Source organism: Pseudomonas sp. SJZ131, from assembly GCF_007828705.1.
Classification (GTDB): domain Bacteria; phylum Pseudomonadota; class Gammaproteobacteria; order Pseudomonadales; family Pseudomonadaceae; genus Aquipseudomonas; species Aquipseudomonas prosekii.
Genome location: NZ_VIVC01000004.1, coordinates 607592 through 633543, shown reverse-complemented (window position 1 = coordinate 633543; position 25952 = coordinate 607592). Strand labels below are relative to the sequence as shown.

The following is a 25952-nucleotide window of genomic DNA, read 5'->3' as shown; positions in this document are numbered from 1 at the left end:
CGTTGACGAACCAGAGCCTGCCCATGCCCGGAAAACTGCCCATCAATCTCAACGATCTCTTGCGCCAGCGGACAGTGGAAAGCGAACGAATCGAATACAAGACAGGCTGGAATCCTGATCCGATCATTCGCACGCTCTGCGCCTTTGCCAATGACTTTGAAAACCTGGGCGGCGGGTATGTGGTGATTGGGCAAGACTGCGATGCCAACGGCCAGCCGATCTTCCCTCCGAAAGGGCTGGCCGATCATGTAATCGACAAAATCCAGCTCGAACTGCTGGAAGCGTGCCAGTTGATTCAACCCTCTTACTTTCCAGTATTGAGCGTCGAAAGAGTTGAAGGCCGCAATCTGATCGTGTTGTGGGCACCGGGAGGACAAAACCGCCCATACAAAGCTCCGGCAGCAGTGACCGCCAAGCATCGAAGCCTGCATTACTACATCCGCCGCTACACCAGCACAGTTGAAGCCAAGGGTGAAATCGAACAGGAGTTATTGAGCCTTGCTGCCAAGGTGCCTTTCGATGACCGCTTCCACCAAAAAGCGCGTATGAGCGACCTCTCCAAAACACTGATGCACAACTTCCTGCGAGAAATCGGAAGTGCCCTCGCGCAGGATGCCGACGAGCTGAGCATCGAGGCATTGGGCCGCCAAATGAACGTGGTAGGCGGGCCGACCGAGTCGCCATGGCCGAAAAATGTCGGCTTGATGTTCTTCAACAACACCCCGGAAGGGTTTTTTCCCGGTACGCAAATAGATGTGCTGTGGTTTCCAGAGGGCGCTGGTGGTGACCGCTTTGACGAAAAAGTCTTCAAGGGCCCGCTGGCAACCATCACTCGCGAGGCGCTGGCGTAAATCCAGCGCAATTATTTGCATCAAACAATCATCAAGCATCCGGACACTGCTGAAGCAACACGAGTTTGGAACTTCCCCTACGCCGCGATTGAAGAGGCGCTGGTCAATGCCGTTTATCACCGGTCTTATGAAGAGCGCGAACCGATCGAGGTTCGCATCAGCCATGACGAGCTGGTGATCCTGAGTTTCCCCGGGCCTGATCGCTCGATCCGCCTGGAAGATCTGAGGACCGGCCGCGCGGTAAGCCGCCGCTATCGCAACCGGCGCATTGGGGGATTTTTGAAAGAGCTGGATCTGACCGAAGGCCGTTCCACCGGAATCCCCAAAATACTCAAGGTTATGGCCGCCAACGGCTCACCCGCCCCGCTGTTTGAAACCGACGATGACAGAATTTCCTATGTCGTGCGCCTGCCCGCACATCCCCAATCGCGCAGCTCTGACGCAGTAAACATGGAAGTCACCATGGAAGTCACCGTGGAAGTCGCCATGGAAGTCGCCGCTCTGCTGAAGGTGCTAGTTGGCGCTATGAGCAGACAGGAACTTCAAACCACCCTGCACCTGAAAAACGCCGAGCATTTTCGCAAGGCCTACATACTTCCAGCCATTGCGGTCGGAGTTGTCGAGATGACGCTACCTAATCAGCCCAACAGCCGATTGCAACGCTACCGAGCAACCAGCAAAGGGATGAGATGGCAAAAAGCCAATAATTTGGGCATCCAGCATTAAGACGTGATCCAGACCAACAAAGCCGCTTTCGAGCGGCTTTGTTGTTTCTGCAGGTTTCATATCAACCGCAACAGCCTCATGTAGCAGCTGGCGAAGCCTGCGTTCGGCTGCGAAGCAGTCGTGAATAGAGGCAGTGCGGTGTTTCAGGAAGACCACTCACTCAGGGTTTACGACTGCTGCGCAGCCGAACGCAGGCTTCGCCAGCTGCTACAGGGGTATAGCGTTTCAACTGAGCGGCATTCGGAGCTGTCCACTCCCACAAACCCTCTGTGGTCGCGTAAACTTGCGCGCTTCTCGCAGCCCGCTAGGCTGCAATCAATATTTTTCAAAGGTGCCCGCCATGCCTTGGCTGCAAGTCCGTCTCGCCATCAGCCCAGAACAAGCCGAAACCTACGAAGACGCTTTCCTTGAAGTGGGCGCGGTGTCGGTGACCTTTATGGACGCCGAGGATCAGCCGATCTTCGAACCGGAACTCAACACCACGCCGCTGTGGTCGCACACGCATTTGCTGGCGCTGTTCGAGGACGGCACCGAGGCTGCCAGCGTGCTGGCGCACATGGAACTGCTGACCGGCGGTCCGCTGCCCGAACATCACAGCGAAATCATTGCAGACCAGGATTGGGAACGCAGCTGGATGGACGGTTTCGAGCCGATGCGTTTCGGTGAGCGTCTGTGGATTGTGCCGAGCTGGCACGCCGCGCCGGAGCCGGATGCGGTGAATCTGCTGTTGGATCCGGGCCTGGCGTTTGGCACCGGCACTCACCCGACCACCGCACTGTGCCTGGAATGGCTTGACGGCCAGGACCTGAAAGACTGCAACGTGCTCGACTTCGGTTGCGGCTCGGGGATTCTGGCGATCGCTGCCCTGTTGCTGGGCGCCAGGCAAGCGGTCGGCACCGACATCGACGTGCAAGCGCTGGAAGCTTCGCGCGACAACGCCGGGCGCAACCACATCGCTGAAGAACTGTTCCCGCTGTACCTGCCGGAAGATCTGCCGCAGGTGCAGGCCGACGTGCTGGTCGCCAATATTCTGGCCGGCCCACTGGTGTCGCTGGCGCCGCAACTGTCCAGCCTGGTCAAGCCCGGTGGGCGTCTGGCGCTGTCGGGGATTCTTGCCGAGCAAGGCGAGGACGTCGCCAAGGCTTACGCGCAAGACTTCGATCTGGACCCGATTGCCAATCGCGATGGCTGGGTGCGCATCACTGGCCGTCGGCGCTAGAATGAGCGCCTGCATAATCCGGATCGCCGCATGACCGACAGCTTCGTCACCCAATGCCCGCATTGCCAAACCAGCTTCCGCGTCAGCCATGCTCAATTGAGCGTGGCCCGTGGGGTAGTTCGCTGCGGCTCCTGTTTGCAGGTGTTCAACGCCGCCAAGCAACTGCTTGAGCAGCAGGCCGGCAAGGATGCGGAGAAAGCGCTCGACGCCAGCGTCGTCGAACCGCCGGTGCGGGCCATCAGCCAAAAGCAATGGTCAGCCACCGAGATGGACCTCGACACGCTCGACCTCGATCAGGAACTGGCGCGGCTCGAACAGCGCGAAATCCAGCCCGTCAAGGATATCGGCCAGCGCCGCGAGAACGGTCTGAGTGCGCGCCGCGATTCTATCGAGCACGACGATGAACCGTGGTCCGACAGCCTCTTCAGCGAATCGGCAGCGGACCGCGCCCAAGCGCTCGACGTCGAACAACGGCAAACGCCGCCAGAACCAGGCAAGCACTCGCGCACCGAACCTTCGTTCTCGCTGGAACCGGTCGATCTGGACGACGAGCCGCAAGTGCCGCAGCTGTCGCACCTGCGCCTGAATGATCCGCTCGATAAACCCCAGCGCCACGATCGTCTGTCGGCCACCGATGCCGTTGACGACGACCTGCCGCCGATCGCGCCGCTGCGCAAACGCCACGAACGCAGCGCCGCGACCGAACGTGACGAAGCCCTGAGCGACCTCAGCGACGACCCGCTGCAACTCGGCTGGCAAAAACGCCGCTCGCCGTGGGGCCGACGGATGTTGTGGCTGGCGTTGATCGTGCTCGCCGCCGTCGCACTTGCCGGCCAATACATTGCTTACCATTTCGACGAAATGGCCCGTCAGGACCAATACCGCCCGTGGTTCCAGCAATTGTGCCCAAGCCTCGGTTGCACAGTGCCGTCCAAGGTCGACATCGCCAAAGTCAAAAGCAGCAATCTGGTGGTGCGCAGCCATCCGGACTTCAGCGGCGCGCTGGTGGTGGACGCGATCATCTACAACCGCGCGACGTTCTCCCAGCCATTTCCCTTGCTGGAACTGCGCTTCGCCGACCTCAACGGTCACTTGATCGCCAGTCGTCGCTTCAAACCCGGCGAATACCTGAATGGCGACCTCGAAGGCATGGCGGAAATGCCGCCGCAAACGCCAATCCACATCGCGCTGGATATTCTCGATCCAGGTCCAAAAGCGGTGAACTACAGCCTGAGCTTCCATTCGCCCGAGTGAAACGGTTCAGTGCTCGCGCATTGACGTCGTATTTCTGACTGCACCCGCCCGGACAGAACTGCTGGCAATAACAAAATAACTGTTCAGATTTTGTTCAATTCAGCCTTTATCCAGTCATCGAGAGCGGGTATCATGCCAACCCTTTTTCGAACTCTAATGATCCGGCCCCACAACAGGGAAGTCCTATGTCGGCGGTACGCATCGGTCCATATACATTGCACAACGGCTTGATCCTCGCCCCAATGGCGGGCGTCACCGACCAGCCCTTTCGTCAGCTGTGCAAGCGACTGGGCGCAGGGCTCGTAGTCTCGGAAATGGTCACCAGCGACATGAGCTTGTGGAACACCCGCAAATCGCGGATGCGCATGATTCACGAAGGTGATCCCGAGCCACGCTCGGTGCAGATCGCCGGTGGCGATGCGCAGATGCTGGCGGATGCGGCCCGGGCCAACGTCGAACTGGGCGCACAGATTATTGATATCAACATGGGTTGTCCGGCGAAGAAGGTCTGTAACAAGGCCGCCGGCTCCGCGTTGCTGAAAGACGAAGCACTGGTGACCGAGATCCTGCAGGCCGTCGTGGCTGCGGTTGATGTGCCGGTGACCTTGAAGATCCGCACCGGTTGGGACCGCGACAACAAGAACGGCCTGACCGTGGCGAAGATCGCCGAGCAGGCCGGGATCACGGCGCTGGCGGTGCATGGCCGCACCCGTGCCGACCTGTACACCGGCGAAGCCGAGTACGACACGATTGCCGCGATCAAGCAGGCCGTGTCGATGCCGGTGTTTGCCAATGGCGACATCGATTCACCCGAGAAGGCCCGGTACGTGCTCGACGCGACCGGTGCCGATGGCCTGTTGATAGGCCGGGCTGCCCAGGGGCGGCCGTGGATTTTTCGTGAGATCGATCACTTCCTGCGCACCGGCGAAAAACTCCCGGCGCTGGCATTGATCGAGGTGGAACGCATTCTGCTAGAGCATCTGGCTGCGCTGCACGTTTTCTATGGAGACGTGATGGGCGTACGGATTGCCCGCAAGCATGTGGGCTGGTATCTCGCAACCTTGCCGGGCGCCAGGGAGTTTCGCGCCCACTTCAATCGTTTGGAAGATACGGAAGCACAATGCGCCAACGTTCAGGGCTACTTCGCCGAACGTTACAAGAGCCTGACAGGGGACGGAGACGAGGTGGCCGCATGACGATGATGACCGAGACTTTAGTGAGTGGAACAACACCCGTGAGCGACAACGTGAATTTGAAACAGCACCTCAATACGCCGAGCGAAGAAGGTCAGACCCTTCGCGGGAGTGTCGAGAAGGCGCTGCACAATTATTTCGCCCACCTTGAGGGCGCTGCCGTCACGGATGTGTACAACCTGGTGCTCTCCGAAGTCGAGGCGCCCCTGCTCGAATGCGTGATGAACTACGTCAAGGGCAACCAGACCAAGGCCAGCGAGCTGCTCGGACTCAATCGAGGCACGCTGCGCAAGAAACTCAAGCAGTACGATTTGCTGTAAGCATTCAATCAAACCAGAAAGGCGCCCGCGTAAAAACGGTCGCCTTTTTTGCTGACTCCTTTGCTTTTGATGGAAATTGAAATGACCGACCAGACTACCCGCCTGCCGATCCGCCGCGCCTTGATCAGCGTTTCCGACAAGACCGGGATCCTCGAGTTCGCCAAGGAGCTTGAAGCTCTGGGCGTCGAGATCCTCTCCACCGGCGGAACGTTCAAGCTGCTGCGCGACAACGGTGTTGCCGCAGTGGAAGTCGCGGACTACACCGGTTTCGCAGAAATGATGGACGGTCGGGTGAAGACCCTGCACCCGAAAATCCACGGTGGGATCCTCGGTCGTCGCGGTATCGACGACGCGATCATGAACGAACACGGCATCAAGCCGATCGACCTGGTTGCAGTCAATCTTTACCCGTTCGAAGCCACCATCAACAAGCCTGGCTGCGACCTGCCGACCGCCATCGAAAACATCGATATCGGCGGCCCGACCATGGTTCGCTCGGCAGCCAAAAACCATAAAGACGTGGCCATCGTGGTGAATGCCAGCGATTACGCCAGCGTGCTCGAAGGCCTGAAGGCCGGCGGCCTGACTTACGCGCAGCGCTTCGACCTGATGCTCAAGGCTTTCGAACACACCGCCGCCTACGACGGCATGATCGCCAACTACATGGGCACCGTGAACCAGAGCGCTGAAACCCTCAGCACCGAAGGTCGCAGCGAGTTCCCGCGTACGTTCAACAGCCAATTCGTCAAGGCTCAGGAAATGCGCTACGGCGAGAACCCGCACCAGAGCGCGGCGTTCTACGTGGAAACCAAGCCTGCCGAAGTCGGCATCGCCACCGCGACCCAACTGCAAGGCAAAGAGCTGTCGTACAACAACGTGGCTGACACCGACGCCGCGCTGGAATGTGTGAAGAGCTTCGTCAAACCCGCCTGCGTGATCGTCAAGCACGCCAACCCGTGCGGCGTGGCGGTGAGCCCGGACGCCGAGGGCGGTATCCGTCAGGCCTACGAACTGGCTTACGCCACTGACACCGAATCGGCGTTCGGCGGCATCATCGCGTTCAACCGCGAACTGGATGCTGAAACCGCCAAAGCCATCGTCGAGCGCCAGTTCGTCGAAGTGATCATCGCCCCATCCGTCAGCGCAGAAGCCCGCGCCATCGTCGCGGCGAAAGCCAACGTGCGCTTGCTGTCCTGCGGCGAGTGGTCAGCTGACCGCGCCGCCGCGTGGGACTACAAACGCGTGAATGGTGGTTTGCTGGTGCAGAGCCGCGACATCGGCATGATCGGCAGCGCAGACCTGAAAGTCGTGACCAAACGCGCCCCGACCGAGCAAGAGATCAACGACCTGATCTTTGCCTGGAAAGTCGCCAAGTACGTTAAATCCAACGCCATCGTCTACGCGAAAAATCGCCAGACCATCGGTGTCGGCGCGGGCCAGATGAGCCGCGTGAACTCGGCGCGGATTGCCGCGATCAAGGCTGAACACGCTGGCTTGCAAGTCGCCGGTTCGGTCATGGCCTCCGACGCGTTCTTCCCGTTCCGCGACGGTCTGGACAATGCGGCCAAGGTTGGTATCACTGCGGTGATCCAGCCGGGTGGTTCGATGCGTGACGCCGAGGTGATTGCTGCGGCTGATGAAGCCGGCATCGCCATGGTATTCACCGGCATGCGCCACTTCCGTCACTAATATCATCAGGCCTGCTATGCGCAGACCTGTAGGAGCACGGCTTGCCCGCGATGGCGTCCTCGAGATTGCCATCGCGGGCAAGCCGTGCTCCCACAACCGAGGTTTTTTGAAATGAATGTTTTGATCATTGGCAGCGGTGGCCGTGAACACGCACTGGCCTGGAAAGTGGCTCAGGATCCGCGTGTGCAGAAAGTTTTTGTTGCACCGGGCAACGCTGGCACCGCCATTGAAGCCAAGTGCGAAAACGTCGCCATCGACGTGCTGGAACTTGAGCAACTGGCCGATTTCGCCGAGAAGAACGTTTCCCTGACCATCGTCGGCCCGGAAGTGCCACTGGTCGCTGGCGTGGTCGATCTGTTTCGCTCGCGTGGCCTCGATTGCTTCGGTCCGACTGCTGGCGCGGCGCAGCTGGAAGGCTCGAAAGCGTTCACCAAGGATTTCCTCGCGCGTCACAAGATCCCGACCGCCGATTACCAGAACTTCACCGAAATCGAGCCGGCCCTGGCTTACCTGCGCGAAAAAGGCGCACCGATCGTGATCAAGGCCGATGGCCTGGCCGCCGGTAAAGGTGTGATCGTCGCCATGACCCTGGCCGAAGCCGAAGACGCCGTGCGCGACATGCTCGCCGGCAACGCTTTCGGCGACGCCGGTTCGCGCGTGGTCATCGAAGAATTCCTCGATGGCGAAGAAGCCAGCTTCATCGTCATGGTCGACGGCAAGAACGTCTTGCCGATGGCCACCAGCCAGGACCACAAACGCGTCGGCGACGGCGACACTGGCCCGAACACTGGCGGCATGGGTGCCTACTCCCCTGCCCCGGTGGTGACTGCCGATGTGCACCAGCGCGTCATGGAGCTGGTGATCTGGCCAACCGTGCGCGGCATGGCCGATGAAGGCAACGTTTACACCGGTTTCCTCTACGCTGGGCTGATGATCGACAAAGCCGGTAACCCAAAAGTTATCGAGTTCAACTGCCGTTTCGGCGACCCTGAGACCCAACCGGTGATGCTGCGCTTGCAATCGAGCCTGGTGTTGTTGGTCGAAGCTGCCCTGGCGCAGGCCCTGGACAAGGTCGAAGCGCAATGGGATCCGCGCCCGAGCGTCGGCATCGTTCTGGCGGCAGGCGGCTATCCGGGCGACTACGCTAAAGGCGTGGCGATCAACGGTCTGGACGCAGCGGCGCAACTGGAAGGTAAAGTCTTCCACGCCGGCACTGCGCTCAAGGATGGACAAGTGGTAACGGCCGGTGGTCGGGTGCTCTGCGCCACGGCGATGGGCGCCAGCGTTGATGCGGCGCAGCAGCAGGCGTACAAACTGGCGGCGAAGATCGATTGGGAAGGCAGCTTCTATCGCAAGGACATTGGCTACCGCGCCATTGCCCGCGAGCGCGGCGAAACTCAGGAATAAGCCAGCCATTCGGCCAGGCAAGGGCTTGAGGCCCTTGCCGGACTATTCCGGGGCCGCGCATAGTAATAATCTGGCATCAACCTACGAAGGGATTTCGCCGTGCGCTGGCTCAGGATTGCCATAGGTCTTACCGTCACTCTGTTGACCTTGCTCTGCATGCTCCCGGCCCAGGCCGCGCAAGGCAGTGCCTGGTCGGTATTGCTCGACGAACAGGGCGACCTGGCGCTCAGCGATATCCGTTCCGCCCGCTACACCAATCAATTCAGCCCGATCGAACTCGACCGCCTCACCGCGGCCGAGCCCGACGGCGCGTTATGGCTGCGCTTCAAACTGGCGCCGGGCAAACATGAGCAATTGCTGCGCGTGTTCGCTCCCGACCTGTCGCACCTCAATCTGTATGTGCTGGACGGCGACACGCTGGTCGAGCAACTCAACACTGGCACCCAACAACCGCAAGCCAATCGGCCTTTGCCGAGCAGCGACTTCATGTTGCCACTGCCGCAAGCCGACAAACCGCTCGATGTCTACGTGCGCCTGGTTTCGCAACATCAGTTGCGGCCGTACATCACCCTGCAAGCGGCGGTGAACAGCGCGGCCAATCAGAACCTCACGCTGGTCTACGGACTGCTGTTCGGCTGCATCGGCATGCTGATCCTGCACAACTTCGTGCGCTTCGCCTACACCCGCTCGCGCAGCAGTTTATGGCTGGCGGCGTGCGAATTGCTGCTGATGCTCAGCGTGATCCTGCTGCTCAACCTCGCCGGGCCGTGGCTGCCGAACTGGCACGCGATCCAGACGCCGGGCGCCTACCTTGCGCTGTTGCTGACCGCGCCGTGCGGGTTGATGTTTGCCTATCGGTTCTTTTCCCCGCTCGGCCCGCATCCGCTGAACAAACTGCTGCTGGGCGACATTCTGTTTACCGTGGTCTGCGGGTTGCTGCTGCTGTTCGTCAACACCTTGCCGCTGAACATCATTACTTACCTGCTGGTCGCGCTCGCCGGCCTGAGCATGTTGTTCGTCAGCGCTTATCACTGGCAAAAAGGCTATCGCCCGGCGCGGCTGTTCGTCGCCGGCATGGTGGTGTTCAACATCGGCGCGCTGATCATCCTGCCGGCGCTGCTGGGGCTGACGCTGGTGCCGCCGCAAGGCCTGATCATCATTCTGCTGGTGTTCATCTGCGTCAGCGGTTTGCTGATGAGCGTGGCGCTGTTCGAACGCCATCGCAGCATCACCGAAGACCGTTTCAGCGTCAGCCGCGACTTGGCGGCGAGCAACGCCGAGATCAACGCCAAAGCTGAATTCCTCGCGAAGATCAGCCACGAAATCCGCACACCGATGAATGGCGTGCTGGGCATGACCGAGTTGTTGCTGGGCACGCCGCTGTCAGTAAAGCAACGCGATTACGTGCAGACGATCCACAGCGCCGGCAACGAGCTGCTGACCCTGATCAACGAGATTCTCGACATTTCCAAACTCGAATCCGGGCAGATCGAGCTGGATGACGTGCAATTCGACCTGAATGCGTTGATCGAAGATTGTCTGAGTATTTTCCGCGCCAAGGCTGAACAGCAGAACGTCGAGCTGATCAGCTTCATTCAGCCGCAAGTGCCCCGCGTCATCAGCGGCGACCCCACACGCCTGCGCCAGACGCTGCTGAGCCTGCTGGAAAACGCCCTGAAGAAAACCGACGAAGGCGAAATCCTCATCGTCGTTGCGCTCGACGACCGCAGCGCCAAACCGCGTTTGCGCATTGCCGTGCAGGACAGCGGTTTGCCGATGGACACCGAAGAACGCGATGCGCTGATGCACGCCGAGCTGCACAGCAAGAACTTCCTGTCGGCCACCCGTCTGGGCGGCAATCTGGGACTGGTGATCGCCCGTCAGCTGATTCGCCTGATGCAAGGCGAGTTCGGCATCAAGAGCGGCAGCACTCAGGGCAGCACGTTGTGGCTGACCTTGCCGCTGGACCCGGATCGCCTCGAACATCCGACTTCCGATCTCGACAGCCCGCTGCAAGGCGCGCGCGTGCTGGTGGTCGACGACAACGACACCTGCCGCAAAGTGCTGGTGCAGCAGTGCAGCGCCTGGGGCCTCAATGTCAGCGCGGTGCCGTCCGGCAAAGAAGCGCTGGCGCTGCTGCGCACCAAAGCGCATCTGCGTGATTATTTCGACGTGGTGTTGCTCGATCAGAACATGCCCGGCATGACCGGCATGCAGTTGGCGGCGAAGATCAAGGAAGACCCGAGCCTGAACCACGACATCCTGCTGATCATGCTCACTGGCATCAGCAATGCGCCGAGCAAGATCATCGCGCGCAACTCGGGGATCAAACGCATCCTCGCCAAACCGGTGGCCGGCTACACGCTCAAGACCACCCTCGCGGACGAGTTGACCCAACGCAACAAAGGCCTCGCCGTCACGCATAACCTGCCCAGCGGCCCGACCTTGCCGGTCAAGGTGCCCAGCGATTTCCGCATTCTGGTGGCCGAAGACAACAGCATCTCGACCAAGGTGATTCGCGGCATGCTCGGCAAGCTCAACCTGCAACCGGACACCGCGAGCAATGGCGAAGAAGCCCTGCAAGCGATGAAAGCGCAGCGTTACGACCTGGTGCTGATGGACTGCGAAATGCCAATCCTCGACGGTTTTTCCGCAACCCAGCAATTGCGCGCGTGGGAAGTCGGCAACCAGCGAATCCGCACGCCGGTGGTGGCGCTGACCGCGCATATCCTCGCCGAGCATAAAGAACGCGCGCGCCAGGCCGGCATGGACGGGCACATGGCCAAACCGGTGGAGTTGTCGCAACTGCGCGAGTTGATCGAACACTGGGTTGCGCAGCGTGATCAGCAGAGCCGCGCGACCACACAAACCTCCTGAGCCGACAGGCGCCAATGCGCCTGATAGACTGCGCCTCGACTTCCCCAGCCAGTGAGCCCGTCCCCATGCTCCATGTGTTGTTCAGTGTTTACCTGAAGATGCTGGTGCTCTACAGCCCGTTCTTCGTGTTGTCCTGCTTCATCAGCCTGACTCGCGGTTATTCGCGCAAGGAACAACGACGCCTGGCCTGGAAAGTCGCGACCGCGACCCTGGTCTCCAGCGTTTTGCTGTACCTGTTCGGGCGGGTGATTTTCAGTGTGTTCGGCATCACCGTGGACGCCTTCCGCATCGGCGCCGGCAGCGTGCTGTTCATCTCGGCGCTGGGCATGGCGCAAGGCAAATCGGCGGTACAGACCGACAACGTGCAGCAAGACGTGACCATCGTGCCGCTGACCATTCCGCTGACCGTCGGCCCCGGCACCATCGGTGCGCTGCTGGTGATGGGCGTGAGCCAGCCCCACTGGGACGACAAACTCACGGCCATTCTGAGTATCGCGTTGGCCAGCCTGACCGTCGGTGTGGTGCTGTATATGTCCAATCGCATCGAGCGGATTCTCGGTGATCAGGGTTTGCAGATTGTCAGCCGCCTGATGGGCCTGTTTGTCTGCGCGCTCGCGGCGCAGATTATCTTTACCGGCGTCAGAGGTTATCTGGTCCCGTAAAAGCGCAAAGGCTGAAGGTTATTAACCTTCAGCCTCGTTGTTTATTGCTTTGCGTTACTTAGCTGATTGCATTTCTGCGTCGCTGAAAGCGTTTGTTCAGCGCAGCTTTGTAGTATTGGCCCAGATACTCTTCGAGTTCAGCTTTGAGTGGCGCATAACGCGTCGGGTTAAACGTGATGTAAGTGCTGCCCTGAAAGAAATCGCGGCCGGCGGTTTTCCAATTGAAGAACAGCGGGTTGGTTTCCTTGCTGCCACCGAGGCTGTCAATCGACGACAACGAAGTCAGGATAATGCCGTTAGCCAGTTGGTCGCACGGCATGATCGCCAGCCGGACGCCTTGACTGCTGATCACTTCACGGTTGAACAGATTGATGGCTTCAGGGGTCTTTTTCATCGAATCCAGGGTGGTGTCAGCAATTGCGCTCAACACGGCAGCTGCGGGGATGGCGGTCTTCGCGGCAGCAACGCCGGCCTGGACGATATCGACAACAATGTTCTCCATCGTCAACTGCATCGAACTCTTTTTGTAAGCGTTGTAACTCATATCGGCAACGAAACAGCCCGATTCGTCCATGCAAGTCAGAAACGCCATGTACCACGCTCGTGGATCATCACCCGGCACTTCGAAAGTCGCTTCCAACTTCGAAAACTTGATCAGGTTTTCAATAATCGCCATGTTATCCAGCGAAATATTATCGCCATAACCCACCAGGGTATTTGCCAGCACGACGGCATTCAGTTCTTTGCTCGGTTTGGCTTCGGAAGTGACTGCAAGGCTCCGGGCGCGGAGCATTGGCAGCAACGATGCTTTACGACTACGGATGCGTGCCAGCACCCGATCAGTACAAACGTCAACGTTCGCATTACTTTCCATGATATCCATATTCAACATATCAGAACTTCCATTCAAATTAAGTAACGGCCTCTTGGGCACCCAACAAAACTAACTCAACCGCGCGCAATCAGACTAACCAAAATTGAATTCCTTATATGTAATTAACAGACAATATCGATAAATAAAGACCTACATATCAAGACTGATTTTAATTGGCACTCTTTATTCGCGCTCTGGATCTACCCCTGTAAGCTTTTGAGTTTCACTGACAACAGTAATGTTCTGTCAACGCTATCAATTGCACTTAGCTTCAGGAGCGACTTATGACTAATGAACTACCGTCCGGACTGGTGACGGGCCCTAACCTTATTTCATGTATCGGCGAACTCACGCTTCAAGACTTCGATGATTTGACTGACTCCACCCATATCGCCACTCAATCGGCTGACCTTGCGCACTACCGTTTTGCCAATGCACAAGGCTGGCTCGAAGAGTACGTGCGCACGCTGATGTTCCTCGGTTGGTCGCTGCACGAGGGCGCCATCACCACCCGCACGCGCTCGGACATCTCCGGGAGCGTGGCGGATTTCCTGGTGCGCAAGGCACAAGCGATCAATGACCCGCGCCAGGGCAATGCCATGATCGACACCCTTGGCGCATTCAAGTCAGACACTCCAGCCATCTATTCGCTGGACAAGGAAAGTCTTGAAGGTCAGCGCTTCCAAGTAGTGCCCGCGCGTTATGACAGCGCTGGCAACTTGAACATCGCGGTATTCAACCTGTCGTTGGATGCCGGCACAAAAAACAGCAACTTTATGTTTTGGCCATGGCAACGACAAACCGCCGTACTGGTGCAGCAAAGCGCTTTTCTGAAACTTGATCGCGCGATACTTGCCACCCGGCGAGCGTTGATGGCAAAAAAACTTCGTGAAAAAGTCATGCAGCGTTTTGCCCTGAGAAGAAAGCGCGCCACGGTATAACGCACACTAAAAAGCCCCTTCACACGCAACCGCTGTGAAGGGGCAAACGTTATGACTCAGACCGGCAGCGCTGTTACTTTCGCTAGTCGGGCGATCACTGCATTGAGCAATTCTCCACTACTGACATTTGACCGGTCCGCCAGCAGCGTGACCATTGAAGCAACAGTGAAAGGCTGATAACCACTGATGGCCAGCACCATGTCCCCGCGCAGCGTCACATCGGTAGCATTGGCTTCGCGCAGGATCAGGCTGTGACAAGTGTCCGGATCGAGGATGACCACGTGTTCATCCACCAGATTGATGATCAATCCCGCAGGCGTATCCAGCCTCCATTCGAGTTTCGCCGCAGCGGCCGCCGAGCTTGCGGACGCCGAGCCTCCCAGCGAAGGTCGGCAATCAATGATCACTGACTCGAGGCGACGCCAGACGTCCTGTGACAATCGGCAAACCGTGCCTTCGCCACCCAAACGCAGAATCAGCGTGCTGACATCATCGGGAATCAGCGGCAGCAGATCATCCAGCGTCTGCGCACTGTCCACGGTCAGCAGTTCGGCGTCGCGTTGCAGATAGCTGAGCGGCCCGAGCACAGCGTGCAGCGGATAACGACGCAGCAATCCGTCGGCAGCATCGAACAACAACACGTTGTTCTGCTGCTGCGTACCCACCGCAACGGTCACTTCGGGATGGGCCAGGCTGGCCGCTTCAAGCAAGCGTCCAGTGCCTGTGACAAACCATTGCTGGCCGCCCGCACTCGCCACCGTCAGCAACGGCGCACATCGCGGCGAGTCAGCCGCCAGCGCCTTCAGCTGCTCGGCCAGCGCTGCGGCGTGTTCGCGCGCCCATTGACGATCAACGCCGACCAGCAACGCCGGCTCCTGATGATTGAGTTGCATCTGCAGACCTTCCACGGTCGTGGCGAGCAGGCCAGCGCCCGAGCGTTTGACGTCGCTGAACAACCATTCGGTCCACAGCGATTGCGCTGCCGGCAACGCGTCAGCCGCCAACAATTGCGAACCATCACCAAAAGCCACCGCCAATGTCACTTCGGGCACAAATACCTGCCGACAAATCTGCCCACGGCTGACATCAAACAACCACGCGGCGGCGTTATCCGGGGTAACCCCGAGCAAGCGCACCGCCGTGCCGCCGCCCAGATCCGCCAGCAGCAAGCGCCCTTCGACATACCAGGCGCACAACCGCGCATCGCCGCTGGCATTGCTCAAGCCGATCAGCGTCAGCGTGCTGAAAGGCGCTTCAGCCACCAGCGCCGGCAGCTGCGCCCACCATTGCGGGCGCTCCTTGAACCAGACTTCGTTCACCCCTGCCAATTGCAATTCGCCCTGCGCCGTCAGCTCGTAGAACACCCCTTGCTCCGTCAGCGCCACGCAGCCCTCCTCGGTGGCCAGCACATTTTTCAGATCGGCCAGAGTCTTCCATTCGATTGCTACGTTGACCTGTTCGTCAACAATCACGCAGCGCTGCACGCACAGGCGCGGGCTGTCGCGGGTATAGACGGCAAATACGTCGCCCTCGGCCCCGCCCGGCGCCAGCAGGTTTGACTGGTTTTTGTCCGTGTCAGAATCACGCCAGCCGCGCGCATGCCCGCGCTGCGGCAGTGGCCGAATGATCAGACCATCGCTGCTGCGCACCCAGCTCATGTCGGAGCTGCTCGCGTCCGGTTTCCAGTGAATCGAAACGAACACCGCCAATTGCCAGATTGAGGTTTCGAAACGGTATTCAGAAGGCACGTTCGGCCATGCGATGTAATCGCCCAGCAAGGATTTCCAGTCAGCCAGCAATGGCGCTTGCCCGAGGATATCTTCGAGCGTGTGATCGACTTCGCGCGTCAGCGAGGTCAGGAATACCCCTTCGTCAGTCAGCAAATAGTCAAGGGTCAAGCCTTGTCCGTCTTGTGCAAAATGCTGCACCACCCGGACGCCGCCGCCCGGCACCGCAACGCATTGCTTTACCGTCGATTCGCCGGGCCGCAGCATCAGCCGATAGCGATGGATGATCAGCCCGCTGACCACGTCGGTCTGGTAAATCTCGACACCCTGCGGATGGTAGAAATACGCCGAGCCATCCACCACTGCGCCCAATACCGGGTTTTCCGGGACCAACGCATCGTCGTCCTGAATGTACAAAAAGCGCTCTTCGCCCGCGTCGTAATAGGCCGTGGTGAAGCGCTCCTCTGCCGGGTCATCGAATGGCACCAGAAACTTGTGCACAGGGGTAAACGGCAGCTCCAGCCGATGTTCGCGGGCCAGTTCCTTGAAGTGCTTTTGCAGTGCCGGTGCCGACGTGCCCGGCTGCTCGGCGGTCTCTTGAAGGAGCAGCACTTTGCGGCGCGGATCGACGACAAACCTGGTGTTGCCCGCCAGGTGCAAAGTGAAGTCGAAGAGCGCTTTGCCGCTGTAGCTGATAGTCACGTCGCCAATTTTCAAGCCTGCGCCGGGGAGCAATTGCACGTCGCTTTCCGTTGCCCATGGCGCCAGCAGTGTCCAGTGCAAGGTTTTCGACAACTGCGATTTGAGCATCACGTTGACGCCTTGATTGAGCATCAACCGGCCCGCTGCATCACCTGCTTCAATTTCATAAACGATCTGCCCCTGCCAGCTCTTGAGCAGCATCGGCACCACCAGTGTGCGGGGCACATCGTCGAGCACCACTTGAATGAATGTCGGGCTGTCGGGCTGAAAAACCGGATGGATCGCCTGAACAATGTATTCGCCCGGGAACGAATAAAACGAGAAGCGGAATTGCCAATTGCCCTGGGCGTTTCTCTTCTCCAGACGACGGGCGACATCAAAACCGAGGTCATGGCGCTGCAACGCGAAGGGTAGCGAGTGATAGTCGTAGCCGTAAAACGTTTGCGGTGTGCACGGCAGGATGATCACCTCGTCAGGCGCAGGCGCGAATTTGCTCGTTCCTGGTAGCCCAAGGCTTTGCCGCACATTGATCGCTCGCCCGTAGTCCACGTCGAAATCCGGCACGCCAAAATGATCGCGCAATGGAAACAGTCGCTGACTGTCGTAGAACACCCGGCCATCACGCAAGTTGATGCCTTTGATCATCAGCCGGGGGTGCGCCTGCCAGGCATTCTGGTGCGTGTTCCAAGTGAAAGCGGGGCCACGATAGGCTTGGTCCAGTTCGTGGAAAAATATCCCGACCTGCTTCGACCTTTCGGCCACTTGGGAAAAGCCCTCAGCCAACGCCCCGATACCCACCGCCAAGCCCCCGATGATCACTGACGCGCCGCCGAGAAACGCTGCCGCCGTGGCTGCCGACGCCAACCCTGCGCCCATGGCCGCTGCGCCAAGCACCACACTCGCTGAGTCGAAGGCCAGTTGCGTGCCGAATCGCGCGACGTCGGCGTCGTTGTCCGATTCACTCAACTGGTAAATATCGAACCCGACATTGACGAGCCCCAATACCGTGCCGACGCCTTCACCCGCCACATGCCCGAACGCTTCGCCGACCGCCGTGGAACTGGCCTGCGCAATCAGCCGTTCCTGGGCCAATCCCTGGCGTACCAGATTGACGATGCCGGCCATGTCGCTGACCAGACCGTGGAGCAACTGCGCATAGTTGACGTAAGCATGCAGGCGCACCGCGAGGGTCAAACTGCGTGCTTCGCCCTCGCGACCGCGCAAGGCGTTCATCAAGGCCTGAATGGCAAACCCGGCGTTGAGCGTGTGCACCGCGCCGGCGCCAGTCGGGTCGAGCGGATTGAGGCGCCGCGCGGTCAATTTTTCAAACAGTTCGGTCAGGTGGTTTTTGATCCGCAGAAAGCGCGGATCGTTGGTGCTGACCTGAACCGTTTGCTCGGCGCCTGCGTTTTTTTGCGGTTTGATCATCGTCAGGTGATAGCCGCCGTCGGGAGCGATTTCGAGGGTTTCAAATACCGGAATAAAGTCGGGCGTGAGCCCATTTGCAGTCAGCAGTTCGCTGCTCGCCTGATTGATCTGTTCGCCCCACCAGTGGCTGTCGAGCGACATCAGGCTCTTGCCCAGTTTCGGGTTGTGCAGCAATGATTCGCCCCGAGCGCTGGCCAGCCGATTGCGCACATCGGCGGCGGGAACACCCTTCAATTCGCCGGGCAACAACACCTGTTCGACGAGCAGGCCGGACGACAATTGAGTCTGCGCGATCTGCTCACCGTGCAATTCGATCAGATCAAAGCTTGGCTGCGTGGGTTCGCCATAAGCACCATAAAAAACCGCCATACCGCGCTCTTCAAAAAAGCCCTTGAGCGCGCTGTGCATGTCTTCAGGATTGCTGAAGCCGATAATCCCCAGGTTCGGATCATAAAAGTGATAAGTGTTCACTTCACCGACCCAGGTCCTGGCGAGCAACATCGAGTGATTGTCGGAGTTGAGCAACAACGTGCTGGTGGTCGTGCGCAACGCCAGCAGATCCACCACTTGGCGCAGCGTCGAGCGTCCCAGCACGTTGCCGACATCGTGCTCCTGCACACTGTGCAGCTCGTGAATGGCCTGCACGAATGTGCGCGAGTCGATGTCTTCTGGCGCCACCACGCTCATGAAAAACCGTTCGCGCAACGTTGTGATCGCCGCGTCGCCCCGCGCGGCGGCGGCCGCCATCGCCAGCACCAGCGGGTAGCAGCGCCGCCCGATGGTGTCGCCGAAACCATCGAACAATAGATCCTGAGGCACAAACTTGGTGGTCCCGACGTTAAATCCGTCCATCAATTCACCGGCGCGCACCACCAGTTGCTCACGAAACTCGTCCCGCGCCATTTGTTGAATACGCGCCCCCGCCGCGCCCCACTGACGCAGGCTCAGAGGCTTTTCGATGGCGTTTTTTTTCAGCATCAACGCAGTTTCGCCATGCTCTGCCGGCCTCCTGCCCGTTGAAGCAAGCCCGGCCACGAACTCGCTCGACTTGTACTTGTAGAGCTGTTCCTCAATCACCGCGTAGCGACCGGCGATGCCTTTATCGCTGATTTTATTGGCCAGGTTGTCGAGCTCGCCGGCAACCGCGGCGAAGCTGCGATTGTCCAGCGAGGCAAGGCCAAGCAACTGGCCCAGTTGCAAGCGTTGAGCAGAAGTCAGTTGCTCGATGGGCATCGATTGACTGGCAATACGTTCGAGCACTTCGATGATGGAAAGAGCTTGCGTCGTCGCGTCGCTGGGTGGCGCCGGCGCAAACGTCCTGGTGTCCTGCGCGAGGATCGCCTGGCGATCATCAAAGCTCAGCGGCAACAATGTGTCGAACGTCACCAGAGCATCACTGCCCTCGCTCATCGCCCGCAGAAACGGCGCGCCAAGGTGATTGAGCAACTGCTGAAGGATGGCGCTGGACAGCACGTGCCGGCCTTCGATCAACGGCCATCCGGCGTCGAACTCGATGCTGTGGCGGTTGAGTAACTGCGCCAGGTCGCCCTTGTAACGCGTCTGGAAATTGCCCTCCTGCCAGCGTGCCTGCTCAGCCACCAGCCACTCATGGGCCGACGGCGCCTGCTCCTTCCATGAATGGTCCTGTTCTTCCTCGGTTTGCCGATTGACGGCGCTGTTGCCCTTGATGCCGATGAGCAGGCGCAGCTCCTCGGCAGACCTCGGCGTCAGGTTGCTTTTCTCGTAATCACCGACCCCTTCAATCATCGCGATTGGCCCGGTCAGATAGATCGTGCTTTCGCTGCCGGGAATAACCCCATCGCTGTAATAGTCGGCGGCTCCCTGGGCCATCTCTTCGACAGAAAACTCCTCTATGTCGGGCAGTTCGTGCAACGGACCGAACAGTTCGGCCGCCGCCGCCAATGCCAGCTTCAACATGGCCGGATTATCCGCAGGACTGATGTTCTGCTCCACCGCACGCCGCGAGGTATTTTTTACAACCTCGTAGTTGATCAGGTAACGATCAATCACCGCGCCAAGCGATCTGGAACCCGCGTGGGCCGCCATATAACTGTTGCTGACGGCGCCGCCGACGGCCACGGCACGCAGACCATCTGGCCGCACCAGAATGTTCTCCGGCAATTGGAAAACCTCGTGCAACTGCGGAGCACTTTGCGCATAGGTCAGAAGTGCCGCCCGGTGCTCCTGCGGAATCGAATCAAAATAACGGGTGTAACGCTGCGCAAGTTTTTGCCGACCTGGCATCCAGTCTGGATTGTTATCCAACAATAACTGCAAGACGCCCAGCCGAGCGTCTTCGCCAAACTGGCTGATATTTACGCCGCCGATTGTTTCCAGTAGCGGCGGAAGATTATCCACATCGCTGTACAACCCACCCTCAATGTAGAGAACTTCAGCGCGCACCACGTCCGACGCCCCGGCAAAGTTGCCACGCAAATTAAGTTCGCGTTGATAGATATCCGCCACCCGCAACGGCCCGGCAACTTTGCTCAGGTCGCGCAACAGCAGATCCTTGCTTTGCATCGCGGCCATATTGTTTGCATGTTTTTCACGCAACGCCCGCAGTGCAACTTCATCCTGGCCATAACCGTGGACCAACAGTTGGATGCGCGCCTCGTCAGCACTGCGGCCCGAGGCCTGCGCTCTCTGCAAATGAATGAACAGCTGCTCTTTGAGCGGGATCAGCCGCTCGATGTACAAATCGCGCAAATCCCTTGGATTGGCAAGCGTCACGCCGCCCGCAGCCATTGCGCTGGCCTTGGCCGCCTGAACAATGACCCGGTGGATTTCGTAGGCAAGAAGTCCGTCGGCGTCATACCACAACATCATTTGATAGCCATCGCGTGCCATCACCTGCTCCCAGACCTTGATGTAATCACGCTGAATTTCCCCGACACCGCCGCCGAGCCACACAAAGTGCAATTTCTTCGGGACGGCGGGCAGTGTGCTTCTGAGGGTATCGACACTGGTCGCAACACGTTCGCCGTAATCGCTGACCTTCTGATGAATACCGAGAATCGCCCCATCACCGCCATCGGCCGGCTGCGACTGTTCGGAACCACGCCGTCGGCGCACTGGCGGCAACAGTGTCGCCAGGGCTTCTTTCAACAGCGCGAGTGGACGCTGCAAACTCTGGTCGTCCGGCGCGTCGATGCAACCGTCGTAGTAACGAAAGATCGCGGCATACAGTGCGTTGTTGTGATAAGGCTCAAGTACGCGCTCCAGCATCGAACGTTCCAATAGATCGGCAATACCGACGTATTCATCACCGCTTACAACTTCCTGTTGACTCATGATTGAGCATCCACAATTAACAAAGCAAAACATTCACGCACAGGCGAAGCATTCAAGCTCCGCAAGGCAACGCTTGAAACAAGTTCATCAGAAAATAATAGTTGAGTGCGATTGGTTAACTGGCTATCCGACTCGACCGACGGGATTCGCGCTGCCGCCAAACTAACTATTTGGGTCGCGCTTATCAAACCCCAAAGATATTCAACAAATGTCTACACAACTTGAAACTTCGACCAAGGCAACTTGCCATCTAATAAGTACGAAATATTAGAGCAAAAAAAACGCCTCCGAAGAGGCGTTGGTTTTTTGCGTCAGCCGCAAGGCTTGTCGCCATACCAGCGCGGCGTATACACCCACTCCCCGCCGCCGGCGCGCGGGAACACACATGTGGTGGATGAACCGATCAGCACCATCGTGCGCATGTCCACTTGATCCGCGGTCAATTGGCCGAGCGTGGTCACGCGCAAGGTCTGCCCCGGCCGGCCGATGTCACGCCCCAATACCACCGGCGTTTCAGCCGTGCGGTGCTGCGCGACGATCTCCAGCGCACGGCCCAATTGCCACGGCCGCGAACGCGAGATCGGGTTGTAGAACGCCAACGCCAGGTCAGCCTGCGCGGCGAGGTCCAGGCGTTTTTCGATGATCGACCACGGCTTGAGGTTGTCCGACAGCGACATCACGCAGAAGTCGTGACCCAACGGCGCACCGGCCTGGGCCGCCGTGGCCAGCGATGCCGAGACGCCGGGCAGTATCTCCAGTTCGACGTTGTGCCAGTGGGTATCGCTCGACTCGTGCAACGCTTCGAGCACCGCCGCAGCCATGGCAAACACGCCCGGATCACCGGACGACACCACCACCACCGAGCGCCCCTGCGCCGCGAGTTCGAAGGCGTGGCGGGCACGCTGCATCTCTTCGCGGTTGTCGGTGCAGTGCAGCACTTGATCGGCGCGGAACGGCCCGGCCATGCGCACATAGGTTTCGTAACCGAGTACGTCATTGGCGCGCGCCAGTTCGGCTTTGACTGCCGGCACCATCAGTTCGGCAGCGCCGGGGCCGAGGCCGATCACCGCGAGACGCCCGCGCGCACGGCCGATCAGCAGCGGATCAAACGGCTCGGCCGCAACCACGATGGCCAGCGAATCGTTGAGCGTAATTTCACTCAGCGGCGCGCTCACGGCGCTTCGTGCCAGCTCCAGCACGCTGCCGGAACGCGGCTTGAAGCGCAGCGGCACGCCCAATTCCAGCGCCGCTTCGCGCAACGTCGGGTTGGCCATGTCGCTTTCATCGGCCAACAAGCAGGCCAGCGATTGCACGGCGATATTGGCCTGGTGCAACGCCGCGCGAATGGCGTGCGCCGAGCCAGCCGTCAACGCCACCAGCACATTACGCGGATAGATCAGCAGTTCATTGGCATCCGCTTGCCGCGCGGCATGCCCGACATGAATCGCCAGTCGCGCCTGCAAATCCTGCGGCAATTGCGCATCGGCCAGCCACGGCGCCGCGCCTTCGATGCGCACGGTTTCGCCGCTGAGCAAATCGGCAACGAAGCGTTTGCCCAACTCCAGATCGCCCAAGGCATAACCGCTCGGCGGGTTGAGCAGGCACGTGCCAAAACGCAATTCGCCGCTGGTGGTAATCGCTGGCGAAACCTGCAGCGCCGCAGCGATTTCGCGCGCCAGCAGGTTGACCCCGCCGAGCCCGCCGAGCAGCGGCACCACCGCGCTGCCATCCTCGGCGACGGCGAGTACCGGCGGCTCGGCGCCCTTCTCCAGCAACAACGGCGCCAACGTGCGGATAACAATCCCGGCGGCGCACAGGGCGATGATCGGCGTGTCCTGTTGATAGAGTTCGCGCAGGGTCGCGCCGAATTCCTGATAGCTGCGGTCGGCGCCGTCGACGCGCCCCGCCAGTCCATAAATCATCGCGTCCGGGTAGTGCTGCTGAATTCGTCGCGCGGTGGCGAGGCTGCCATTGCCGAGGATGACAATCGCCGGAATAGGACGGCCGCTCACCCTTGCCACCGTTCACCGGGGACGATGATCAGCGAGAAGTACGGCGAGGACATCGGCTCGACTTGGTCCAGCGCGACGATTTTCTGATTGGCCATGGTTGCGCGCTCGACGTACAGCGCGCGCTCGGCCAAACCGAGTTCTTCGAGCACCTGACGCACCTTGGGAAAGTTGCGTCCCAGCTTCATGATCACCGCCGCGTCGGCATCCGCCAGCCGCCGTTTCAGCTCTTCGTGCGGCAACACGCCGGACAACACCGACAAGCTCTGATTGCGATACACCAGCGGCGCCCCCAGCACCGACGCGCCACCCAGCATCGAGCAGACGCCGGGCACCACTTCGGCGACGTAACGTTCGGCCAGACGGTCGTGCAAATACATGTAGGAACCGTAGAAGAACGGGTCGCCTTCGCAGATCACCGCAACGTCACGGCCAGCGTCCAGATGCTCGGCCAGTTGCTCGGCGGCGCTGTCGTAGAAATCGCTGATCACTTGTTCGTAGGACAGCGGCGCCGGCAGCGCTTCGGTGGTCACTGGGTAAACCAGCGGCAAGAGGTTTTGCGCTTCCTGCAAATGCGCTTCGATGATGCCGAACGCATTGCCCTTTTTGCCTTTGGCGACGAAGTACGCGACCACCGGCGACTCGCGCAGCAGGCGCAGGGCTTTGACGGTGATCAGTTCCGGGTCACCGGGGCCGACACCGAGGCCGATCAAGCGTCCAGGTTGCTGCATCATTCGACCTCCGTGGCGAGGGCATTCACCGCAGCGGCGGCCATGGCGCTACCGCCGAGCCGGCCCTGCATGATCACGAACGGCACACCGCGACTGTCCGCTGCGAGCATCGCCTTGGATTCGGCGGCGCCGACAAAACCGACCGGGAAGCCGAGAATCAGCGCCGGTTTGGGTGCGCCGGCATCGAGCATTTCCAGCAGGTAAAACAGCGCGGTCGGCGCGTTGCCGATCACCACCACGCTACCCTCCAGGTGTGGGCGCCACAGCTCCAGCGCGGCGGCGGAACGGGTGTTGCCCAACTCGCGGGCCAGCTCCGGGACGCCGTCATCGCGCAAGGTGCAGATCACCTGATTGTTCGCCGGCAGGCGCGCGCGGGTCACGCCTTCGCTGACCATCCGCGCATCGCAGAGGATCGGCGCCCCGGCGGCCAGCGCCGCGCGGCCAGCCTTGCCGGCGCCTTCGGAGAATTGCAGACCGTCGATGGCCTCGACCATGCCGCACGCGTGGATCACCCGCACAGCGAGTTTTTCCAGGTCGGCGGGAATGCGCGCCAGGTTGGCCTCGGCACGAATGATCGCGAAGGAGTTGCGATAGATCTCCTGACCGTCGCGGATGTAATCAAGCATCTAGGGGGCTCCGTGAGTGGTCGTCGAGCAAACTCGCGACCGCTTCAATAGTAAGGTTGCGTGCGTGCAACGCGCCGAATCCCGGCAACGTTGCATCGCGAAAATAGAGGTCGTAATGACCCGGTGAAACCGCCAGCAAGGTCACTGGCGCACGGTGCGCGGCGGCGCAGGAACGCGCGCAGCCGGACAGGTGCACATCGAGAATTTGCCCATGCCGTTGCAGCAGCGCCGCCAGTTGCAGCGCATCGCCCTTGGTTTCGGCCAGGCCTTTGGCGCAACCAGCGGCGCCGGTGCAGGCGATCACGTGGGCCAGCGCGTCGGCGGTGGAACAACGCAGACCGAGTTTTTCCAGATTGTGGATAACTTCAGCGGCGGCGCTTTCGGCGATGTTCGGCAGCAACAGGCTTTGCCACGGGGTGAAACGCAACGTGCCGTCGCCGTGCTGGCGAGCCAATCGCGCCGCGCCGCGCAGCATCGCCGGATCGAGCCGGCCCAGCGGCGGCACCGCGCCGACATACACACGCCCGGTCTGCCCCTGCGGGTGCGCGCCGATGTGCACAGCGCTGGCAATGCGCGGCGTGTAATCGACGGGCAGCAGCGGCACGCGTTCGGCCAGTGCTGCGACGAAATCTGCCAGCGGATACTCGCCGAGCAAATGCCGCATGCGCGTCTGCTCGGGGCGCGCCAGGTCGAGGAACAACTCAAGCACCGCGATCACCAGCGCGTGCCCCTGCGCCAATGGCACCGCAGCAATCGCCGTATCGCTTGGGCAGCCGGCCAGTCCAAACGCGAGCAGGTATTCGCCATCCTGTTCAACCGCGCTCAGCCACAAATCATGGTGATGTTCGAGCATCGCCAGCGCTTCGCCGCCGTCCAGTTGCACGGCGAACTTGGCGCTCAGCTCATGGAAACGCGGATGGCTTTGCAGGCTGCCAAGAATCTGTTCGGCCAAGGGCCGCGTATCGATCAGCATTTGCCGATCAATGCCGGCGCCGGGGCTGAGCATCAGGTTGCGCACGTCATCGCCCGCCGCCGTGCGCGGGCCCAATCCGGCAGCCAGCAGGCTGTCGATCAGCGGCGTCTGTTCGCGGCCAATCCCGCGAATCTGCAGGTTGGCGCGGTTGGTCGCCTCGATTACGCCAGCGGCAAAACGCTCGGCGGCAGCGGCGACTGCATCAGCCTGATTGGCACTGAGCGCGCCGCCATTCAACTTGATCCGGCAAATCCCGCCATCCAGCGCCTGGACAATACGCAGCAACCCCGGGCAAGCCGAGGGGCGTAGGGCGCAGGACAACGGACGTGGGTTCAAAGGGCAGACCGGCAGAGTGGCGAAGGCGCTTCGCGGGCGAAGGCGCGGTATTATGCCTGCTTTGTTCGACGGCATGAAAAGCCTGCCCGTCG

The 25952-nt window shown here is 60.1% G+C and carries 17 protein-coding genes; 11 read left to right on the top strand and 6 right to left on the bottom strand.

Annotated elements, in window-relative coordinates; translation table 11 throughout:
* Positions 1–23: 23 nt before the first annotated feature.
* The 10 genes from FBY12_RS27940 to FBY12_RS20640 all read left to right on the top strand — a co-directional run bounded on the left by FBY12_RS27940 (position 24) and on the right by FBY12_RS20640 (position 12198).
* Complete coding sequence (locus tag FBY12_RS27940) at positions 24–851, top strand: helix-turn-helix domain-containing protein (protein ID WP_256663344.1); 828 nt, start codon at positions 24–26, stop codon at positions 849–851.
* Between the two features lie 15 nt (positions 852–866).
* Entirely contained in the window at positions 867–1577 is a 711-nt protein-coding gene (locus FBY12_RS27935; RefSeq protein ID WP_256663343.1) for a Fic family protein, read from the top strand.
* 340 nt (positions 1578–1917) lie between these two features.
* Positions 1918–2796 carry a 50S ribosomal protein L11 methyltransferase gene (gene prmA, locus FBY12_RS20675; RefSeq protein ID WP_121733748.1) on the top strand — a complete coding sequence of 293 codons (879 nt, stop codon included), beginning with the start codon at positions 1918–1920 and terminating at the stop codon, positions 2794–2796.
* 30 nt (positions 2797–2826) lie between these two features.
* Positions 2827–4050 carry a DUF3426 domain-containing protein gene (locus tag FBY12_RS20670; protein ID WP_145255436.1) on the top strand — a complete coding sequence of 408 codons (1224 nt, stop codon included), beginning with the start codon at positions 2827–2829 and terminating at the stop codon, positions 4048–4050.
* 185 nt (positions 4051–4235) lie between these two features.
* Entirely contained in the window at positions 4236–5246 is a 1011-nt protein-coding gene (dusB, locus tag FBY12_RS20665) for a tRNA dihydrouridine synthase DusB (RefSeq protein WP_101208434.1), read from the top strand.
* Complete coding sequence (fis, locus tag FBY12_RS20660; protein WP_007907419.1) at positions 5243–5563, top strand: DNA-binding transcriptional regulator Fis; 321 nt, start codon at positions 5243–5245, stop codon at positions 5561–5563. The genes dusB and fis overlap by 4 nt, the downstream gene beginning before the upstream one ends.
* An 81-nt stretch (positions 5564–5644) precedes the next feature.
* Positions 5645–7252 (top strand): bifunctional phosphoribosylaminoimidazolecarboxamide formyltransferase/IMP cyclohydrolase, encoded by a 1608-nt coding sequence (purH, locus tag FBY12_RS20655; protein WP_121733750.1) that lies wholly within the window; start codon positions 5645–5647, stop codon positions 7250–7252.
* 111 nt (positions 7253–7363) lie between these two features.
* Complete coding sequence (gene purD / locus FBY12_RS20650) at positions 7364–8659, top strand: phosphoribosylamine--glycine ligase (protein ID WP_145255433.1); 1296 nt, start codon at positions 7364–7366, stop codon at positions 8657–8659.
* Positions 8660–8758: 99 nt separating this feature from the next.
* Positions 8759–11536, top strand: coding sequence for a hybrid sensor histidine kinase/response regulator (locus FBY12_RS20645; RefSeq protein WP_145255430.1), 2778 nt, complete (start codon positions 8759–8761; stop codon positions 11534–11536).
* A 65-nt stretch (positions 11537–11601) separates the two neighbouring features.
* Positions 11602–12198: a MarC family protein gene (locus FBY12_RS20640; protein WP_092273891.1), complete on the top strand. Its 597-nt coding sequence runs from the start codon at positions 11602–11604 to the stop codon at positions 12196–12198.
* Positions 12199–12256: 58 nt separating this feature from the next.
* Here the strand turns inward: FBY12_RS20640 and FBY12_RS20635 are convergent, their stop codons facing one another.
* Positions 12257–13090 (bottom strand): hypothetical protein, encoded by an 834-nt coding sequence (locus FBY12_RS20635; RefSeq protein WP_256663342.1) that lies wholly within the window; start codon positions 13088–13090, stop codon positions 12257–12259.
* A gap of 266 nt (positions 13091–13356) precedes the next feature.
* On the opposite strand from FBY12_RS20635, the gene FBY12_RS20630 reads away from it, so the two are divergent.
* Positions 13357–14013 carry a hypothetical protein gene (locus tag FBY12_RS20630; RefSeq protein WP_145255427.1) on the top strand — a complete coding sequence of 219 codons (657 nt, stop codon included), beginning with the start codon at positions 13357–13359 and terminating at the stop codon, positions 14011–14013.
* 56 nt (positions 14014–14069) lie between these two features.
* Here the strand turns inward: FBY12_RS20630 and FBY12_RS20625 are convergent, their stop codons facing one another.
* From FBY12_RS20625 to cobG, 5 genes are all read right to left on the bottom strand, one after another.
* Positions 14070–21185 (bottom strand): TcdA/TcdB pore-forming domain-containing protein, encoded by a 7116-nt coding sequence (locus FBY12_RS20625; RefSeq protein ID WP_178111780.1) that lies wholly within the window; start codon positions 21183–21185, stop codon positions 14070–14072.
* Between the two features lie 311 nt (positions 21186–21496).
* Entirely contained in the window at positions 21497–23197 is a 1701-nt protein-coding gene (gene cobJ / locus FBY12_RS20620; RefSeq protein ID WP_145255422.1) for a precorrin-3B C(17)-methyltransferase, read from the bottom strand.
* Positions 23194–23925: a precorrin-2 C(20)-methyltransferase gene (locus FBY12_RS20615; protein WP_121757306.1), complete on the bottom strand. Its 732-nt coding sequence runs from the start codon at positions 23923–23925 to the stop codon at positions 23194–23196. The genes cobJ and FBY12_RS20615 overlap by 4 nt, the downstream gene beginning before the upstream one ends.
* Positions 23925–24551: a precorrin-8X methylmutase gene (locus FBY12_RS20610; RefSeq protein ID WP_145255419.1), complete on the bottom strand. Its 627-nt coding sequence runs from the start codon at positions 24549–24551 to the stop codon at positions 23925–23927. The genes FBY12_RS20615 and FBY12_RS20610 overlap by 1 nt, the downstream gene beginning before the upstream one ends.
* Positions 24544–25935 (bottom strand): precorrin-3B synthase, encoded by a 1392-nt coding sequence (gene cobG / locus FBY12_RS20605; RefSeq protein WP_145255416.1) that lies wholly within the window; start codon positions 25933–25935, stop codon positions 24544–24546. Before cobG ends, FBY12_RS20610 begins: the two co-directional genes overlap by 8 nt.
* Positions 25936–25952 lie beyond the last annotated feature (17 nt).